Origin of the sequence: Collinsella sp. OM04-5 (assembly GCF_003439125.1) — a bacterium.
GTDB lineage: Bacteria > Actinomycetota > Coriobacteriia > Coriobacteriales > Coriobacteriaceae > Collinsella.
Genome location: NZ_QSUU01000001.1, coordinates 228849 through 247808 on the forward strand (window position 1 = coordinate 228849; position 18960 = coordinate 247808).

The following is an 18960-nucleotide window of genomic DNA, read 5'->3' on the forward strand; positions in this document are numbered from 1 at the left end:
GCGCACCCTCAAAGTAGTCAAAAAGCCCCGTCCCAAAAAGACTAACAAAACGAGGCCCTGGCCAAACGGCCAGGGCCTCACTAACCTTTATTCCGTTTTAAACAACGGGCTGATTGCGCGCAGGAGGGTGCCCCGGAGCGGCGGGGTATTTCCTCCGCGCGCAGTTTCGCAGCGAAGCGAGAATGTTTGAGCACGGAGGAATTACCCCGACGCCCCGGGGCACCCTCCGTCAGTAACCGTTCCTACTCCAGCTCAAATGCACCCGTGTACAGCTGGTAGTAATACCCGCGCTTGGCGATCAGCTCGTCGTGGTTGCCGCGCTCGATGATGCGGCCGTGATCCAGACAGATGATCGCGTCGGAGTTGCGCACGGTGGACAGGCGGTGCGCGATGACAAACGTCGTGCGGCCCTCCATGAGCTTATCCATGCCCTCCTGCACGATGGCCTCGGTGCGGGTGTCGATACTCGACGTAGCCTCGTCCAGAATCATCGCCGGCGGATCGGCGACGGCGGCGCGGGCGATCGAGATCAGCTGGCGCTGGCCTTGCGACAGCTGTGCGCCGTTGCCGGTGAGCATGGTGTCGTAGCCGTCGGGCAGGCGGGTGATAAAGTCGTCTGCGCCCGCGAGCTTGGCCGCTGCGATGCACTCCTCGTCGGTGGCGTCCAGGTTGCCGTAGCGGATGTTGTCCATCACGGTGCCGGTGAACAGGTTGACGTCCTGCAGCACGACGCCCAGGCTTCGGCGCAGGTCGGCCTTGCGGATCTTGTTGACGTTGATGCCGTCGTAGCGGATCTTGCCGTCGGCAATGTCGTAGAAGCGGTTGATGAGGTTGGTGATGGTCGTCTTACCGGCACCGGTGGCGCCGACAAACGCGACCTTCTGGCCCGGCTTGGCAAACACGGACACGCCGTGCAGCACCTCGTGGTCGGGCGTGTAACCAAAGTCGACGTTATCCATGACCAGGTCGCCGCGCAGCGGTACGTACTCGATCTCGCCGGTTGCGCGGTGCGGATGCTTCCATGCCCACATGCCGGTGTGGTGGTCGGCCTCCTCGAGCTCCCAGGTTTCGGGGTTCACCTGCGCGTTGACGAGTGTCACGTAGCCCTCGTCGGCCTCGGGCTCCTCGTCGATGAGCTCAAAGATGCGGTCGGCGCCGGCGAGGCCCATGACCACGGCGTTGATCTGCTGTGAGATCTGGCCGATCTGTCCGCAGAACTGCTTGGTCATGTTGAGGAACGGCACCACGACGGCGATGGACAGCGCCATGCCCGAGATGCTCAGGTTGGGTACGCCCAGCGCCAGGAAAATGCCGCCCGCCAGTGCGACCAGCACGTAGAGCAGGTTGCCCAGGTTCATAAGGATGGGCATGAGGATGTTGGCGTACATGTTGGCCTTCTGGGAGACCTCGAAGAGCTTTTCGTTGCGCTCGTCAAAATCGGCCTCGGCGGCAGACTCGTGGCAGAACGCCTTGACGACCTTCTGGCCGTTCATGACTTCCTCGATATGGCCCTCGACCACGCCGAGCTCGGTCTGCTGCGCAATGAAGAAGCGCGCGGAGTTGGAGCCGAGCAGCTTGGTCATAAAGGTCATAAAGGCGACGCCGGCGATGATGACCAGGCACATCCACACGCTGTAGTACAGCATGATAAAGAACACCGTGACGATGATGATGATCGTCATGAGCAGGTTGGGCAGCGACTGGCTGATCATCTGACGTAGCGTGTCGATGTCGTTGGTGTAGTGGCTCATGATATCGCCGCGCTGGTGCGTGTCGAAGTAGCGGATCGGCAGGTCCTGCATGCGGTTGAACATCATCTCGCGCAGCTTCTCGAGCGAGCCCTGCGTGACGATAGCCATGGCGCGGTTCCAGAAGAGCGAGGACAGGACGCCGACGCCGTAGATGCAGGCGAGGGTGGTCACGAGCTGTGCGATTTTGGGCTGCGCGGCTTCCCAATCGCCCGACTGCCACGATTCGCTAATAATTTGCAGGGCGCTCTGCAGGAAGGTCGCGCCGATGGAGTTGATGATGGCGCAGAGCACCACGCCGGCGACGACGAGGGGCAAAAGCACAGGATAGAAGCCAAAGAGCGTCTTGATGAGGCGCGACATGGTGCCGCCCTTGCGGTTGAGCGCGCGCTCGGCGGTCGTTGCCTTACTCATGTGCCTCGCCTCCTTCCTGGGTCTGAGCTTGCGTTGCGGATGCCTCGGTGTCGGCCTCGACGGCCCCTTCGCCCTCGGCAGACATCTTGTTTTGAGAGGTAAAGGTCTCGCGGTAGATCTCGCTCGTCTTGAGCAGCTCTTCGTGGTTGCCGATCTGTGCGATGCGGCCGCCCTCCATGACAATGATGCGGTCTGCGTCCTGCACGGAGCTGATGCGCTGGGCGATGATGAGCTTGGTCGTGTTGGGCAGATAACTTGCCAGACCTGCGCGAATCTTGGCGTCAGTCTTGGTGTCGACGGCGCTGGTGGAGTCGTCCAGGATCAAGATCTTGGGGCGACGCAGCAGGGCGCGTGCAATGCACAGGCGCTGCTTCTGACCGCCCGAAACATTAGAGCCGCCCTGTTCGATCCAGGTGTCGTAGCCCTTGGGGAAACCGTCGACAAACTCGTCGGCGCAGGCCAGATGCGCCGCCTCGCGGACTTCCTCGTCGGTGGCGTTCGGGTCGCCCCAACGCAGGTTCTCGGCGACGGTGCCGCTAAACAGCACGTTTTTCTGCAGCACCATGGCGACCTGGTGACGCAGCGCGTCCAGGTCGTAGTCGCGCACGTCCACGCCGCCCACGCGCACAGCGCCTTCGGTGGTGTCGTACAGGCGGGCGATGAGGTTAACGAGCGTGGACTTGGCCGAGCCGGTGCCGCCGATGATGCCGATGGTCTCGCCGCTCGTAATGTGCAGGTCGATATCGTCGAGCGCCTGGCGCTTCGCATGCTTGGAATACTTAAAGCTCACGTGGTCAAAGTCGATGGAACCGTCGGCAACCTCGAGCACGGGCTCGGCGGGATCGGCGATCGTGGGCTCGGCGGCCAGCACCTCGGCAATGCGGTGTGCCGATTCGTCGGCCATGGTCACCATGACAAAGATCATCGACAGCTGCATCAGGCTCATGAGAATCTGGAAACCATAGGTAAAGGTCGAGGAGAGCTGGCCCACGTCGAACAGCGTGCCCTGGCTCGTGATGATGAGCTTGGAGCCCAGGTAGATGATGACGACAAACGCGCCGTTGACGCAGATGTTCATTATGGGGTTGTTAAAGGCGAGCAGCTTCTCGGCGCGGGTGAAGTCCATCTGGACGTCGCGCGCGGCGGTCGCGAACTTCTCCTTCTCAAAGTCTTCGCGCACATAGCTCTTGACCACGCGCATGCCGGTGACGTTTTCCTCGACGGACTCGTTAAGGGCATCGTACTTGTGGAACACGCGCGAGAAGATGGGGCGCACCTTAAAGATGATAAAGAACAGTCCAAAGCCCAGCAGCGGAATGATGACCAGGTAGACCATGGCGACGCTGCCGCCCATGATAAATGCCATGGTAAAGGCGAAGATCAAGACCAGCGGCGCGCGCACGGCGATACGGATGATCATCATAAAGGCCTGCTGAACGTTGTTGATGTCGGTGGTCAGACGCGTGACGAGTGAGGAACTCGAGAACTCATCGATGTTGGCAAAGCTGAACGTCTGGATCTTGTAGAACAGGTCGTGACGCAGGTTCTTGGCGAACCCGCAGCTCGCATGGCTGCAGGTGACGCCGGCCGCGGCGCCAAAAGCAAGCGACGTCAGCGCGATGAGCACCAAAAAGCCTGCGGTGGGAAGCATCTCGGCTACGGTGGCGCCGTCTTTGATGGCGTCGATCAGGTTGGCGGTGATAAATGGAATCAGCATCTCGCAGAGCACCTCGCCAAGCACGAGCAGCGGCGTGGCAACAGTGACTTTCATATAGTCGCGGATGCTTCCCATGAGGGTTTTAATCATCCAGTTCCTCCCAGGTTACGCGGATTTTATCGAGCATTTCGGCGAGGTCCTCGCGCTCGTCGTGGGTGAGCGCGCTAAAGGCCCGTTCTCTAAAGCGGATGCGGGCCGCCTGGTCGATGCGGGCGTTTTCCCGGCCGGTTTCGGTCAGGCGAATGGTGAGTTGCCGTCGATCCTTGGGGTTACGGCTGCGCTCGATGAGGCCGTTGAGCTCGAGCTTGGACAGGATCTCGGAAAGCGATCCCGGCTTGAGGTCAAAGTGCATGCCGAGCTCCTGCTGCGACATCTCGCCGCCGGGTTGCTTGGCCAGCAGGCAGATGATGGGCGCCTTGCCGGATACGCCTCCGCCATGAAAGTGCATGTAATGGCCGCAGAAGCCAAGCCCGTTAAGGATGCGCTTGGCAAGTGCATCCGATTGCGATTGCGCCTCGGGCGAATCTGCAGGCTCGATGGGGTCGCCGCCCGGCGTATGGGGGCAGAGGTCGATGCATTCGTCGCACATGGTGTTGCTCCTTTCTTTAGTTAGGTAGAGAAATTGTTTTGTACCTAAGTGATTCTAGAGGTACCTAACTGATTGTCAAGGTACCGAATCGATTTTGTGGCAGTGCTGGGGTGCCGGTGCCAGGGGAATCTTGGACAGTCTTCGCAGCGTAGATTCAGCGGGCCACGGCGTATCCCGGAGTTTTCGATAGGTTCATTAAGGGGGCGAGACTGGCAGCTGCCGGTCTCGCCCCTTGGCTTTCCGAGACTTAGAGCGGCTCGTCGCCGGTTCGGAGGATGGCGAGATATGGCTCATATGAAAACGTGCGGTATCGTTTCCTGCTCGTATCACGTTGGACAAGAATGCCCCAATCGGTAAATTGGGATATAAGGTTGTTTGCGCTCGATCTGCTAATCTGCATTCGTTCAGACACAAAGGCGGTGTCGACGATCGGATTGCCCTCGAGAAGGTCGAGTAGCATAAGGGCGTTCGTCGTAGCCCTTCCCGCCTTTTCGCGAATCAGCCTTTCGGTTTCCGAATGGAGGTCGACAAGCTTCCGCATCGAATCCCGCGCCTCGCGTGCGCTTGCAAGCAAGCAGGTACTGAAAAACGAAACCCATCCCTCAAAATCGCCTCTCTGCCTTACGCGCATAAGCCAATCGTAGTATTCGCTCCTGTGTCGTTTGAGTTCATACGAGGGGTAGATGACCGGCTTGGTGAGCGCCCCATCATGTATGAGCGAAAGGAGGATGAGCAGACGCCCGAGGCGTCCGTTGCCGTCGAGGAACGGGTGCGCGGTTTCAAACTGGTAGTGCACCAAAGCGGCCTTGATGACTGGATCGATGTCGTCACGCTCGTTGATGAAAAGCTCGAGGTCGCCAAGTGCCTCCTTCATATCCTCCGTGTTGGGAGGGACATACGGGGCCTCATTGAGCGTGCAGCCGTTTGGTCCGACCCAGTTCTGAGTCGTCCTGAACTGGCCCGGCGTCTTGTCGGAGCCTCTGCCATTTCCAAGCAATGTGGCATGGACGGATTTGAGCAGCCTCATACAGAGTGGCAGTTCCTCCATGAGCGTGGTCGCCTGCTGCACCGCTCGAGTGTAGTTGACGACGTCGGTTAGGTCCCGGCTCGCATTGGATTCGTTTGACGGGTCAAGAACATCATCGAACGTACATTGCGTACCCTCGATTTGAGAGGACAAGAGCGCTTCCTTGCGAACGTACATAGAAAGGTACATGTCGATGTTCGGAACAAAGCGAGACATGCCCTCAACCTCGCCGAGTATGGCGCGGCAATCGGAGACAAGCCGCATGGAATCAGCGGATAAATTGATTGGAAAGAATGAATCCATATTGGCGGGTCTAAACGAATCATAGGCGAGGGCTCCTGAAAGGTTGTGCCTGACGTTTCCCTGTCGTCCGGGTGTGATGGGTGCGAGCATCGTTAGTGTCCTAAGAACAAATTTGAGCCAAAACTTGTTCTTAGAATTTTATAGCGCCTTCTAAGGCCAAGTTTCTGCAATAAGAAGCGTCAGAAAAACTCTAAGAACAAAATTACGCCCAAACTTGGTCTTACATCCGAAGGCAAGACTTAGATTGCACTGCGCTACACTTAGTCGCATTATGGCGACATCGCGCCGCGCCCGACCCAAGGGGGACACTCATGAAGAACACTCAGCTGCTGCTGATTAACGATATGTGCGGCTACGGCAAGGTCGCGCTTTCTGCCATGCTGCCGGTGCTGTCGCACATGGGTTACCGTATCCACAATCTGCCGACGGCACTTGTGTCCGATACGCTCAACTATCCCAAGTTCTACATCCACGACACCACGGAGTACGTGCGCCAAAGCCTCGCTATCTGGGAGGAGCTCGGCTTTGAGTTCGACGCCATCTCGACCGGCTTTATCGTGACCGAGGAAGAGACGCGCATCATCTCGGACTTTTGCCACCGCCGCGCGCAAAAGGGCACCAAGGTGTTCGTCGATCCCATCATGGGCGACAACGGCAAGCTCTATGCCGGTGTGCCCGAGTCCACGATTGGCCTTATGCGGCACCTGCTGGAGTGCGCAGACTACGCGGTGCCCAACTACACCGAGGCCTGTCTGCTCACCGATGCGCCTATTGCAGAGCAGATCACGCCCGACGAGGCCCGCGCCCTTGTGGACGCCGTGCGCGAGCTGGGTGCCAAGTCGGTAGTCATTACGAGCGCCGTGGTCAATGGCACGAACGCGGTTATCGGTTACGACCATGTGGCGGGGGAGCACTTCACGATTCCATTTGAGCTCATTCCGGTCTATTTTCCGGGCACGGGCGACACGTTTTCGGCGGTGCTCGTCGGCCGCGTTATGGCAGGTTGGAGTCTGCAGCGCGCGACGGCCGATGCCATGCGCGTGGTGGCGGAGCTTATCGAGCGCAATGCCGACCAAGAGGACAAGTCGGCCGGCCTGCCCATCGAGGCCTGCCTGGATGTGATTGACCATGAGTAACGCTGGCGAGGGCGGCGTCAAGCCTGTGGGCGAGAACGGGCCGCTCGGCGCGCCGCGTGGCAAGCGGCCGCGTATCCGCGTGAGCTGCGTGGACCAGCTGGGGACGTGCCGCTGCCACCACGGTCATAAGCCGGGCGACGTCTTTGACTTTGACCGAGACCGCGGCAAGATGTGCTCCATGGCCTGCCACGTGGGCTTTCCCTATATCGATATCCTGCGCTATGGCGGAACCGTGCCTGGCAACGAGCCCGGTACGGCAAAGTTCTGCTGCCCCGAGATTGATACGCTGAACGTCTGGCTTGCCGAGATCGTCGACGAGTAACCGAGCGAGGTTTTTCTCCCGTCGAAATATCGAGCGTGGATTATCTCCCGTTTTGGGCGCAATTTCGCACTCAAAGTGGGAGATAGTCCTCGCTCGATTTGTATGCGAGAATCCCGACCTCACTTATGCCCATGCTTAGGCGCACGCGTCGTTGTTCTGTGCGCGAGTAAGCTCAAATTTCTGCATTTCATCCAATTTCGGTACTAAAAATCTCTGCATTTCATCGATAATAGTCGATATAAATATCTGCATTTCATTTATCGAGGCGATGGGAGAGCTTATGTTGCGCAGGAAAATCGCTGATGAGCTTGATTGTTGGCAGAGATCCATTGAACGAAAGGCGTTGTTCGTCACGGGTTCTCGCCAAATCGGTAAGAGCTACTCGATTCGCGAGTTCGGTAAGTCAAACTACGCAACCTATATCGAGCTCAATCTCGCGGAAAATCGCCAGGCAAAAGATGCTCTTCTCGAGGCACGGGATGCCGATGATTTCATCAGCAGGGTGACGCTTCTTTCGGGAAAGCCGATAGCGCCAGGCAAAACGCTCGTGTTTATCGATGAGGTCCAAGAGGCCCCCGACATCATGACGATGGCAAAGTTCCTTGTTGAGGACGGGAGGTGCCACTGGGCGTTTTCGGGGTCAATGCTCGGGACCCAGTTCAAGGGCGTTAGGTCCTATCCTGTGGGATATGTTCACGAGCTTAGGATGTTCCCGCTCGATTTTGAGGAGTTTTGCTGGGCGATCGGGGTGAGCGAAGGAGCTCGCCAAACGATACGCGATGCGTGTATCAGCGAGAAGCCCATTCCTGATTACATTCATGACGCGATGATGGCAAACTTCAGGACCTATACCGTTGTCGGCGGAATGCCGGAGGTCGTGCAGCGTTTCCTTGACACGCAGGGCGACCTTGCCTCTGTTCGTCAGCTACAGTCAGAGCTCAACGAACAGTACCGGCGGGATATCTCCAAGTATGCAAGCGGGCGAGCCCTTCAGGTGCAGAGCATTTACGATCAGCTCCCTATTATGCTCGAGGGCGAAAACAAACGCTTCGTGCTCAATTCCATTGACCCCAAGGCGCATTACGACAAGTACCAGCGAGATTTTGTCTGGCTTGTCGATGCCGGCGTTGCTCTCAAGGCCGATATCGTAACCGAGCCAAAATCGCCCCTGCTCAAGACGGCGCGGCCATCGCAGTTCAAGCTATATCAATCGGATACGGGCATGTTGATGGCGCGCTACCCCGTTGGAGTCGCCCAGGCGGCGTATCTTGATAGCAAGGAGCCCAATCTGGGCGGCATTTACGAAAACGTGGTGGCCCAGCAGCTGGCTGCCCAGAATCGCCAGCTTTACTACTATCAGACGAAAAAGCGCGGCGAAGTGGACTTTGTGGTCGACGGACCGGATGGGACGGCTGTCCCGATCGAGGTTAAATCGGGCTCCTATTACCACGCGCACGCTGCGCTCGGTCATGTGCTTGATACGGCCGAATATGGCGTAAGGCTCGGGATTGTTTTCTCGAGAGGCAACGTTGAGCGCAACGGAGCTGTTCTTTATTTGCCGCTATATGCGACCTGGGTCCTTTCGGATGTTTTGGGCGACTCCCGTGCCGAGGGGATAAAGCTGGAGGTCAAGCAGGTCTAGGGCCAGTCCCGAATGTGACAAAGGGGCAGTCCCTTGGTCGTATCGAGTTCCACTGCCCGAGAAAATGAGCGTGGATTTTCTCCCGTTTAGAGCGCACTTGAACGCTCAAAGTGGGAGATTTTCCACGCTCGATCTGTATACGAGAGAAAATCCACGCTCGATGTATACCGATGACGCGGTTCGCGCGGTTTGTGCGCCCGCAAACCTACATCTGCTCGAGCATGGCAGTGCAACCGTCGAGCACGTCGCGGTAGGTGGCATCGAAGTTGCCGGTGTACCAGGGATCGGCCACGTCGCCGGGGCGCTCGGTCCAATCGAGCAAGCGCGTAATCTTGCCGTCGGGGTCGTCGCCAAAGATGCGGCGCAGGCCACGCGCGTTCTCAGCATCCATATAGACAATGTGATCCCAGTTGCCATACTCTGCGCGACGCACCTGGCGGGCACGGTGCGCAACGACGGGAATCCCGACTTCGCGCAGCTTGGCGACCGTGCCATGATGTGGCGGGTTGCCGATCTCCTCGGTCGAGGTGGCGGCAGAATCGATGACAAACTCCGCCTCGCGCCCGGCACGGCGCACCAGCTCGGTAAACACCGACTCAGCCATCGTCGAGCGGCAGATGTTCCCATGGCAGATAAACAGTACCCGTTGCATATGCGGTTTCCTTTCGATCATCATCGAGCTCGAGCATCGCATCTACGCCTACGCCCTCGCCCGCTTGCGCTCCCAGCGGGCCAGCTTAATCGTCACCAGCGTGAGCGCCCAGGCCACAAGCGAGAACGCGGCGCCCACGGCACCCACGTACGCAATGCCAATGCTGCTTACCACGGCGCCGCCCACTGCAGTGCCAAACGAGATGCCGACGTTAAACGCCATGGGCTCAACCGAACTTGCGAGTACCATCGACTTGGGATGGCGGCTGCGTGCCACGTCCATAAAGTGCGTGATGCACGACACCGAGAACAGGTACATGAGCAACGCCAAGCTAAAGACAAAGACCAGCGCGAGCGGCATGGTGCCGCCCACGGCAAACAGCCCGAGTAACGCCGCCGCCTGCAGCACAAACGTAACAAGCAGTGCCTTCATGCCAAAACGCGCATCGATCCATCCGCCCAAGATGTTTGAGGTCAGGCAAAACACGCCGTAGGCCATAAGCGTGGTACTCGCCTGAACAGTGCCCATTCCCAGCACCTGCTCAAGATAAGGTGTCACGTAGCCGTAGAATACGTAGACCGAGCCCACGCCAAACAAAAAGATGAGCATGCCGGTGATGATACTCGGCTCGCGCAGCAGACCCGCCTGCTCGCGAAAGGTGGCAGGCTCATCGGTTTGCCCAGCGCGCGGCATAAACGCCACGAGCGCTCCGCAGATCAGAACGGCAAAGGTCAGCGTGCCGTACATGGCCACGTGCCAGTCGAGCGTGTCGGCCACGAACTTGCCGATCGAAGTGACAAAGACCATTGCCACGGAAAACGCACCATATACCACCGAGATGGCAAGCGAGGTTTGCTGTGGGGACAGCAGCTCGGGGATGTACGTCACACCCACGGCGAGCAGTGCGCCCGAGACGGAGCCCAGGACAATGCGCGAGATAAACAGCACCTGGAAGTTGGGCGCCAACGCCATGACCAGGTTGCCGAGCACAAAAACGATGCTGTAGCACACGAGCAGCTGGTAGCGGCGGAATCGCCCCGTGCTGAGTGCGAGCACCGGCGTGGCGATAGCGTAGACGAGCGCGAACACGCTGATGAGCTGGCCCGCAGTGGCAAGTGATACGCCGAGTTCCGTTGCCAAGTCGCTTTCGATGCCGATGACCACGAACTCCGAGCAGCCGAGCGAGAAGCCCAACAGCACGAGCAGCGCCAGGCAGAGCTTGGTGCGCGCGGGGGAGAGCGCGGCGGCGGTTGACTTACTTTTAGGCGTGGTTGCGGCGGTCAAGGTTGTCACTCCAATGTCGCATGAATAAGCGGGATTCAATCCCTGCAACTCTAACAGAATGTGTCAGGTGCCTGCCCCCTTTGTCGCAGGCTGCGCTTGCCTGTATAGTCGCAATACAGGCGAAGATGGTCTCAGGTACATCGCGGGCGACAGGAGATCCCATGGGTATGCACACGACAAAGGTTGCAGTGGGCGAGGGCAAGTTTGCGCTCGAGGCCCAGTTGACGGTGACGCCGCGCGGCATGGTGGTGTACGCCTGCTCGCCGGAGTACGCGCATCTGGGCGCCACGGCGCAGGCCATTCCGCGCCCTGAGCCCGGTCGCACGGCGACCGTGAGCATCCTGGCCGTTCCGTGCCATCGAGATGAGATCCCGGCGCACGATATCGCGGCGGCGCTGGCCACGCGCTTTGGCGTGCCGGTAGTTGCAAGCACGGGCTTTCATGTGGAGCATGCGACTGCGGACGATCTGCAGCGCGTGCTCGCTACCACCAAGGAGCTCATCGCCGCGCTCGAGGAGGCCGCCGCGCGCATCCTGCGCGCCGGCTGGGATGAGGGCGGTGCAGGCGCCGAGGTCGTGGCGGTCGATGCCGCGACCGGCGAGGCGCTTGGCCCTGTCGATCGCATCGAGGCACATGCCGGCGAGGGCATTCTGCACCAGGCTTTTCTGACGCTTCTAGTTGAGGGCCGGGGCGAAGACGCGCGCCTGCTGCTCTGTCGTCGCAGCAAGCTCAAGCGCCTTTGGGGTGGGGTGCTTGCCGACGGTTGCGCCGGCCATCCGCTCCCCGGGGAAGACGTCGCGGCCGCCACGGCACGTCGCATGGGCGAGGAGCTCGGCGTCGCGCGCGAGCCGGGCGATCTCAAACATCTGGGCCATATCGTCTACCGCGAGGACCACGGCGACGGTCGCTGCGAGTGCGAATGGTGCGAGGTGTTCGCAGCCCATGTCGAGCCGGGCGAGCTGCATATCAACCAAGAGGAGATCTCGGAGGTGCGTCGCGTGGCCCCGTCCGAGCTCAAAGGCTACCTGCAGGGTCACCCCGAGCAGCTGGCCCCCTGGCTCCGCGAGGCGCTCAGCGACCCATCCATCCGTACGGCCTTCGCTATGTAACAAAGGTACAGTCCCTTTGCCATATCCAAACCGTCACAACATTCGATGAAAATCTCGAAAACGAGGAAAAGCGTCGAATGTTGTGACAGTTTTTGTCTAGGGGATCGCTTCTCATCCAAAAATCCCGCTTGACTGTATTGCAACAACACAGCGCAACGTAAGGGGTGTCCGATAACGGGCGCCCCTTTTTAAGTGGCAACGTGGCCGCGAATCCGGAGCGCCCCCAACAAGAAAGGTGGGGAGATGGAAGCGGAAAAGAAGGCGTTTAAGATCACCAAGCGCGAAATTGGCTTTGTGCTGGGTATCGTTGTCTTTTTGCTGGTGAAGTTTCTTCCTTTGGCGGAGCTGAGCTCGACGGTCGAGCTCACGGTCGGCGCTCAGACCTGTCTAGCACTGACGCTCGCCACGGTGGTGTTCTGGGCATGTGGCGTGGCACAGCCGGGCTTTGTGGGCCTGCTCTACTGCGCGCTGCTCGTTCTGTTCAAGGTGTGCGTGGACGACACGGGCGCCGCGAGCATCTCGGCGACGGTCGCCTCCACGTTTAGCTCGTGGACCAAAGCTACCATGTGGCTCGTCATCGGCGCCTACCTCATCGCCAGCGCGGTCAAGGAGTCGGGGCTGGGCGAGCGCATCGCCTATGCGTTTATGCTCAAGTTCGTGCGCGACGCCAAGTCGCTCATCATCTCGATCTTCGCGCTCACCTTTGTGCTGTCGCTGCTGATCCCGCACCCGTTCCCCCGCGCCTTCCTCATCCTCGCCGTCGTCTCGGTCATCGCCGAGTCCGCCGGCTACGGTGACGATGACCGCGGCAAGCTCGGATTCCTCGTGTTTGCCGCTGCCGCCCCGGGTTCCATGTTCTTCCTGACGGGCGACTCCACGCTCAACCCGCTTGTTGCGCAGTACAGCGCCGAGGCCGGCGGCATGAGCCCGTCCTTTATCGACTGGTTCCTGTACATGAGCGTGCCCATGCTGGTTGCGCTGCTGTGTACCCTGTTCTTGGGCCTCTTCCTCTTTAAGCCCAGCAAGGAGCTCGTCTACGATCGCGAGCGGATCGTGGCCAAGCAGGCCGCGCTCGGTAAGCTCTCCGTCAAGGAGATCCGCACCATCGTGTGGCTTGTCATCGCCATCGCGCTGTGGCTCACCGTCTCGGGCGATTACATCGGCTGGGTGACACTTGCCATCGGTGTCGCGCTCGCCATGCCCATCATCGGCGAGGTCCTTACCCCCGCCAGCTGGAACGCTGTCGACATCAAGTCCCTCATGTTCCTGACGGCCGCCATGGCCGTGGGTTCCGTGGGCGGTGCCACCGGCATGAACGCCTGGATCGCCGATGTCGTGCTTCCCAGCTCCGTGCCCGAGAACATCTTCCTGTTCGCCCTGCTTGTCGCCGCGCTCTCCATGATCATCCACATGTTCATGGGCTCGGTCATGGCCGTGCTCGGCGTGTGCGTGCCGGCGTTCATCAGCTTCGCGGCCGGCTCCAGCGTGAGCCCGCTCGCCGTGGCGCTCATCGTCTTCACGTCCATCAACATCCACTACATCCTGCCGTTCCACAACCTGCCGATCCTTATCGGCGAGGGCAAGGACGCCGGCGGCTACACCTCCAAAGAGGCTATGCGCATGGGCATTCCCCTCACTGCGGTCGTCTTTATCGTCGTGCTGGTCGAGGCCGCCTGGTTCCACCTCTTTGGCCTGATGTAAGCGGTCGAGCGCTTGGGCTGTAAGCAGCCGAGTGCTCGAACTGCGAGTGGCCGAGCGTCCCATCTATGAGCGCCGCGGCCCCACTACGTTACCCAGCCCGGCGGCATCCTCGCCGCCGGGCACTCTCCCGAAAGGAGCACGCTATGTCCACTACCGATGCTTCCCAGATCCACGACCTGCGCTCCGCACTCGACTTTTTGCGCAAGATGCCGGGCCAGCTGCTCGAGACCGACACCCAGGTCGATCCCGATGCCGAGGTTTCGGGCGTCTATCGCCACGTCGGTGCCGGCGGCACCGTTATGCGTCCGACCAAAGAGGGTCCGGCGATGGTCTTCAACAACGTCAAGGGCTTTGACGACGCCAAGGTCTGCATCGGCATGCTTGCCAGCCGCAAGCGCGTTGCCGCCCTGCTCGACCTGGATGAGGAGCACCTGGGCCTCGAGATCGGTAAGCGCTTCGAGAACCTGATCGCGCCCGAGCAGATCGCCGAGGGTGCGCACGTCGACTGCCAAGAGGTCGTGTACAAGGCGACCGACGAGGGCTTTGACCTGCGCAAGATCGTTCCCGCTCCTACCAACACGCCCGTCGACGGCGGCCCCTACATCACCATGGGCCTCGCCTACGGCACGAGCCCCGACGGCTCCCAGTCCGACGTGACCATCCACCGTTTCTCCTGCGTCGACAAGGACAAGCTCGCCATGTGGATTACCCCCGGCAGCCGTCACCTGGGCGCGTTCTTTGACGAGTACTGCCAGCGTGGCGAGGATATGCCCATCTCCATCTCCATCGGTTTGGACCCCGCCGTGTACATGTGCTGCGGTTTTGAGGCTCCCACCACACCGCTCGGCTTCAACGAGCTGCAAATTGCCGGCGCCCTGCGCGGCCACGCTGTCGAGCTTGCCGACTGCGTCACCGTTCCGCAGAAGTGCATCGCCAATGCCGAGTACGTGCTCGAGGGCTACCTCATGCACGACGAGACCATCAACGAGGACGTCAACGGCCACGGCTACGCCATGCCCGAGTTCCCCGGTTACACCGGTGGCGCCAAGGTCTGCCCGGTGATCAAGATCACCGCCGTTACCACGCGCGTCAACCCCATTATGGAGAGCTGCATCGGTCCTTCGCACGAGCACGTGTCCATGGCCGGTATCCCCACCGAGGCCTCCATCTACAAGATGGTCGAGACCGCCATCCCGGGCCGTCTGCTCAACGTCCACGCCGCTCCCTGCGGCGGCGGCAAGTTCGTTGCCATCATGCAGTTTAAGAAGTCGAGCAAAAATGACGAGGGCCGTCAGCGCAACGCCGCCATGCTCGCCTTCTCGGCATTCTCCGAGCTCAAGCACGTCATCCTTGTTGACGAGGATGTCGATATCTTCGATATGAGCGACGTGATGTGGGCCATGACCACGCGCTTCCAGGCCGACGTCGACCTCATCACCATCCCCGGCTGCCACTGCCACGTGCTCGACCCGTCCAACGACCCCGCGTTCGACCCCACGATTCGCGAGCACGGCATCGCCTGCAAGGCCATCTTCGACTGCACGGTCCCGTTCGACCTCAAGAAGAACTTCATTCGCTCGCAGTTCATGGAGATCGACACAGACAAGTGGGCCAAGGAGATTGCTTTCTAGTAAGTAGCCCTACCAAGTAGTTAAGGAGCCGTCATGCCTGAGTCTTCTGTCCGTCCCCGTCGCATTGTCGTTGGCGTGTCTGGCGCCAGCGGTGCCGCGCTGGGTCTTGAGTGCCTCAAATGCCTGCGCCAGGCAGGTGCCGAGTCGGCGCTTGTCGTCACGCGCGGGGGAGAGATCACCATCGAGCAGGAGCTCGGCATGACGCTCGACGAGTTTGCCACGCATGCCGATGTGGTCTACGACAACAAGAACATCGGCGCTGCCATCGCAAGCGGCACCTATCCGGTCGATGGCATGATCGTGGCACCCTGCTCCATGAAGACGCTCGCCGGCATCGCGAGCGGCTACAGCGAAAACCTGTTGCTGCGTGCGGCCGACGTGCAGATGAAAGAGCAGCGCCGCCTGGTGCTCATGGTGCGCGAGACGCCCTTCAGCGCCATTCATGTCGACAACATGGCGCGCCTGGCGCGCGTACCGGGCGTCATGCTCATGCCGCCCATGCTCACGTTTTACAACGGCCCCGCCACGCTCGATGACGCGGTGCATCACATCGCCGCCAAGGCGCTCGAGGCCGTCGGCGTGTCATGTGCAAACTATAAGCGCTGGTCATAGGCGTCTTTAGGGTAGGATACGAGTAGTGTTTGAGCCCGCTGCCCCTGTGGGCGGCGGGCTTTGTGCGCAAAAGGGATGTGTCGGGAGGACCTATGCAGACGGGCATGTATGCGATTAGCGAGATGGCGAGCTTGTTTAACGTTTCGCGCCAAACGCTCATCTACTACGACAAGATCGGTCTGTTTAAACCCGCCGTGGTGAACGAAAAGGGCTACCGTTTCTATTCGCCCACGCAGATCCCGCTCATGCGTCTGATCTGCATGCTGCGCGACCTGGGGCTCGAACTCGACGAGATTGACCGCCTGACCTCGACGTTCGACATTGGCGAGATGACCGATCACCTGCGCTCGCGGGTGCAGGCGCTCGATGAGCAGATTGCCGGGCTCAAAGCCGAGCGCGCGAGCGTACAGGAGCGTCTAAGCTTTTACGACGAGGCGGTTTACTGGCGCGAGCGCGAGGGCAAGCCGGAGCTCAAGCAATTCGAGCGTCGCTACGTGGTCTTTGAGGAGTTTCCGGGCGATATCGAGCGCGGCCGCTCGATGCTGCACCCTACGCTCATGCGGGCAATCCTGCGCATGCGTACGTTGACGGGCACGCGCCCCATGCGCGGTTGGGGCGCCATGCTGCGTCGCGAGGCGCTGCATTCCGACGACCCTATCGCCGGCGCGGGCTCCTTTGTCGTGCTGCCGCGCGGTGTCGAGGAACTGCTGCCGAGCGACGCTGCCGAGCTGGCAGAGATCGGCATCGAGGTGCTGCCCGAGGGCACATACCTGTGCATGAGCCGCTGGGGTATGCCGTACGAGCCCGATGGCATCCGCGCCATCGTTGCCTGCATGGACGAGCACGCGCTCCAGCCCGTTGGCAACGCTTTCGACTTTTGCTACCTCGATACCACGAGCTACGACGAGTCCCACCAAGAGGACTTTTGCTGCATCCAAATCCCCGTCGCCCTCCAGATGTGACAACGGGACAGTCCCTTTGCCACATCCATTTCTTAGAAACTTGCAAAATCTGCAAGTTTCTAAGGCGTCATCTTATAAACTTGCAAAATTTGCAAGTTTCTATGTTTTCACGTCTGGTCGTGTGACAAAGGGACAGTCCCTTTGTCACATTCCGTGCGAGCTCCTGTGCCATCTGGGGGTATAAGGCTAGCAAGTGTTTATTTGCGAGGCCAAGGGGGCGCCCCGTATGGATATCGATAACTTTGAATGGTGGTATAGCGAGGGCGAGGCTCCGGACGAGGAGTGGGACGAGCCCGCGCCGCGTGGCGTGTCGAGCGACGAGGACGAGAGCGGCAACGATGTCGTCGAGACGGACGCCGCTTCCGACTCCGCCGAGCCCCTGACCTTTGAACAGGCTTGGGCCCAGGCCGAGGCCGACGAGGCAAAGGCCGATGCCACGGCCACGCTCGGTGAGCCGGCCGATATGTCCATCTCGCCGGCAAAGACCCCGCAACCTCGCCATAACATCGACCCCGACAGCACGGCATCCTTCAGCATTCTCGACGTGCCCTCGCAGGGTGCTCAGGCGCCCGCGCCCACGCGTCGCCCCAATCTGTCTCGCGAGGAAGATGCGGGACGTCGCTCGCCGCTCGGCCCCATTCTCATCGCCTTTATGGCCGGCGTCATCGCTTGCTCGGCGATCGGAAATGTCTGGAGTCACGTGGAGCAACAGCGCAAAGACGCCGCCAAGGTCGAGATGTCCGTCGAACAATCGCTCAGCCGCACGCGCTCGGTGCATGTGTCGGTCGAGGTTAAGGACGGCGCGACGTGGGATACCGCGCGCGGCGATAGCCAAATGCTCGTCCATATCGTGGGCCGCACACTCAAGGGACAAGCAATCGACGAGTATCAATACGTCAATTCCGAAGGTGACGGCATCGAGCTCAAGCCCGGCGACTACGAGCTCACGGTCGATGAGCCGCCCGTCGCCACCGACGGCACGCGTTACCGTGCCTCAAAGCGCATGGTTCCGGTGAGTTTTAATTCACAGGCGCCCGATACGGTCGATAGCACGCCGCAGGGCGGGTTTGACCTTTACGCTATTGCTCAATAACTGCACCTGTCGCTCAACCCCGCCGCCAAGAGTGGGACAATAGCCCTCGACACTGTTGTTTACTTTTGGAGGAAGTAGCATGTCCACCGTCACTACCATCAAGCGCGGCGGCCTCACCGCGGCCATCGATTCCATGGGTGCCCAGCTCACGAGCCTTGCCCTCAACGGCAACGAGTATCTGTGGCAGGGCGACCCCGCCTTTTGGGGCAAGCATGCGCCCATCCTGTTCCCCATTGTGGGCTCGCTGCGCAACAACACGGCGACGTCTGCGGCCGGCACCTGCGAGATGCCGCGCCACGGACTCGCGCGCATCGTCGAACACAAGCTGGTCGAGGTTTCGGAGGACGGCTCCTCGGTAACGTACGAGATCACCGACACGCCCGAGTCGCTCAAGGCGTTCCCGTTCCACTTTAAGCTCAGCATGACCTATGCCTTGACCGGCGACGCCACCCTCACGCAGACCTTTGCCGTCACCAACACCGGCGACGTGGACCTGCCGTTCTCGGTGGGCGGCCACCCCGCGTTTAACGTACCGGCTCCCGGTGCCGAGGACGAGGCGTTCGAGGATTACGAGCTGGCGTTTACCGAGGCTTGGACTAACGAGGCCCCCGTCATCACGCCCGACGGTCTTATGACGTTCGAGGGTAGTTACAAGGCTCCCGATAACTCGGACGTGCTGCCCATCGCGCACCGCAGTTTCGATAACGATGCCATCATGTTCACCGATACTCCGGGCTCTACGCTCACGCTGCGCGGTCGCAAGTCGGGCCACGGCGTCAAGATCGACTTTGAGGGCTTTAAGTACATCGGCGTGTGGTCTGCCGCCAACGACGCTCCGTTTGTGGCGCTCGAGCCCTGGACCGGCCACACCACCATGGACACCGAGGACGATGTCTTTGAGCACAAGGTCAATACCATTACGCTGGCGCCGGGCGAGACGGACGTCCGCAGCTTTAGCGTCACCCTGCTCTAGAGGTTCCGCCGTTCTGACGAACGGCGGACCGGTCGACGCTGCGCC

At 60.4% G+C, this 18960-nt stretch carries 16 protein-coding genes; 10 read left to right on the top strand and 6 right to left on the bottom strand.

Annotated features, from left to right (window positions below):
- Positions 1-242: 242 nt before the first annotated feature.
- The 4 genes from DXB53_RS00965 to DXB53_RS00980 form a co-directional block, all read right to left on the bottom strand.
- A complete protein-coding gene (locus DXB53_RS00965; RefSeq protein ID WP_117582975.1) occupies positions 243-2162 on the bottom strand; it encodes an ABC transporter ATP-binding protein in 1920 nt (639 codons plus the stop codon).
- Positions 2155-3969 (bottom strand): ABC transporter ATP-binding protein, encoded by a 1815-nt coding sequence (locus DXB53_RS00970; RefSeq protein ID WP_117582976.1) that lies wholly within the window; start codon positions 3967-3969, stop codon positions 2155-2157. The genes DXB53_RS00965 and DXB53_RS00970 overlap by 8 nt, the downstream gene beginning before the upstream one ends.
- Positions 3962-4468, bottom strand: coding sequence for a MarR family winged helix-turn-helix transcriptional regulator (locus DXB53_RS00975; RefSeq protein ID WP_117582977.1), 507 nt, complete (start codon positions 4466-4468; stop codon positions 3962-3964). Before DXB53_RS00975 ends, DXB53_RS00970 begins: the two co-directional genes overlap by 8 nt.
- A 247-nt stretch (positions 4469-4715) precedes the next feature.
- The gene (locus tag DXB53_RS00980) at positions 4716-5888 is read right to left on the bottom strand and encodes a Fic family protein (protein ID WP_117582978.1); all 1173 of its coding nucleotides are present in this window, start codon (positions 5886-5888) and stop codon (positions 4716-4718) included.
- A gap of 221 nt (positions 5889-6109) precedes the next feature.
- Between DXB53_RS00980 and DXB53_RS00985 the strand changes: the two genes are divergently transcribed.
- The 3 genes from DXB53_RS00985 to DXB53_RS00995 all read left to right on the top strand — a co-directional run bounded on the left by DXB53_RS00985 (position 6110) and on the right by DXB53_RS00995 (position 8898).
- Entirely contained in the window at positions 6110-6934 is an 825-nt protein-coding gene (locus tag DXB53_RS00985) for a PfkB family carbohydrate kinase (RefSeq protein ID WP_117582979.1), read from the top strand.
- Positions 6927-7256, top strand: coding sequence for a TIGR04076 family protein (locus tag DXB53_RS00990; protein ID WP_117582980.1), 330 nt, complete (start codon positions 6927-6929; stop codon positions 7254-7256). Before DXB53_RS00985 ends, DXB53_RS00990 begins: the two co-directional genes overlap by 8 nt.
- Before the next feature lie 151 nt (positions 7257-7407).
- The gene (locus DXB53_RS00995) at positions 7408-8898 is read left to right on the top strand and encodes an ATP-binding protein (RefSeq protein ID WP_199408912.1); all 1491 of its coding nucleotides are present in this window, start codon (positions 7408-7410) and stop codon (positions 8896-8898) included.
- A gap of 205 nt (positions 8899-9103) precedes the next feature.
- On the opposite strand, the gene DXB53_RS01000 is transcribed toward DXB53_RS00995, so the two are convergent.
- Both DXB53_RS01000 and DXB53_RS01005 read right to left on the bottom strand, forming a co-directional pair.
- The gene (locus DXB53_RS01000) at positions 9104-9550 is read right to left on the bottom strand and encodes a low molecular weight protein-tyrosine-phosphatase (RefSeq protein WP_117582982.1); all 447 of its coding nucleotides are present in this window, start codon (positions 9548-9550) and stop codon (positions 9104-9106) included.
- Between the two features lie 48 nt (positions 9551-9598).
- On the bottom strand, positions 9599-10843 hold the full coding sequence (locus DXB53_RS01005) for an MFS transporter (RefSeq protein ID WP_233503773.1): 1245 nt from the start codon (positions 10841-10843) through the stop codon (positions 9599-9601).
- Positions 10844-10995: 152 nt separating this feature from the next.
- Between DXB53_RS01005 and DXB53_RS01010 the strand changes: the two genes are divergently transcribed.
- The 7 genes from DXB53_RS01010 to DXB53_RS01040 all read left to right on the top strand — a co-directional run bounded on the left by DXB53_RS01010 (position 10996) and on the right by DXB53_RS01040 (position 18915).
- Positions 10996-11943 carry an isopentenyl-diphosphate delta-isomerase gene (locus DXB53_RS01010; protein WP_158551698.1) on the top strand — a complete coding sequence of 316 codons (948 nt, stop codon included), beginning with the start codon at positions 10996-10998 and terminating at the stop codon, positions 11941-11943.
- Between the two features lie 243 nt (positions 11944-12186).
- Positions 12187-13644: an SLC13 family permease gene (locus tag DXB53_RS01015; protein ID WP_199408911.1), complete on the top strand. Its 1458-nt coding sequence runs from the start codon at positions 12187-12189 to the stop codon at positions 13642-13644.
- A gap of 143 nt (positions 13645-13787) precedes the next feature.
- Positions 13788-15275, top strand: a complete 1488-nt coding sequence (locus DXB53_RS01020) for a UbiD family decarboxylase (protein ID WP_117582984.1) — start codon at positions 13788-13790, stop codon at positions 15273-15275.
- A 33-nt stretch (positions 15276-15308) separates the two neighbouring features.
- Positions 15309-15887, top strand: coding sequence for a UbiX family flavin prenyltransferase (locus tag DXB53_RS01025; protein WP_117582985.1), 579 nt, complete (start codon positions 15309-15311; stop codon positions 15885-15887).
- A 92-nt stretch (positions 15888-15979) separates the two neighbouring features.
- Positions 15980-16849: a MerR family transcriptional regulator gene (locus DXB53_RS01030; protein ID WP_117582986.1), complete on the top strand. Its 870-nt coding sequence runs from the start codon at positions 15980-15982 to the stop codon at positions 16847-16849.
- A gap of 226 nt (positions 16850-17075) precedes the next feature.
- Positions 17076-17942 carry a hypothetical protein gene (locus DXB53_RS01035; RefSeq protein WP_117582987.1) on the top strand — a complete coding sequence of 289 codons (867 nt, stop codon included), beginning with the start codon at positions 17076-17078 and terminating at the stop codon, positions 17940-17942.
- Positions 17943-18021: 79 nt separating this feature from the next.
- Positions 18022-18915 (top strand): aldose 1-epimerase family protein, encoded by an 894-nt coding sequence (locus DXB53_RS01040; protein WP_117582988.1) that lies wholly within the window; start codon positions 18022-18024, stop codon positions 18913-18915.
- Positions 18916-18960: the final 45 nt, after the last annotated feature.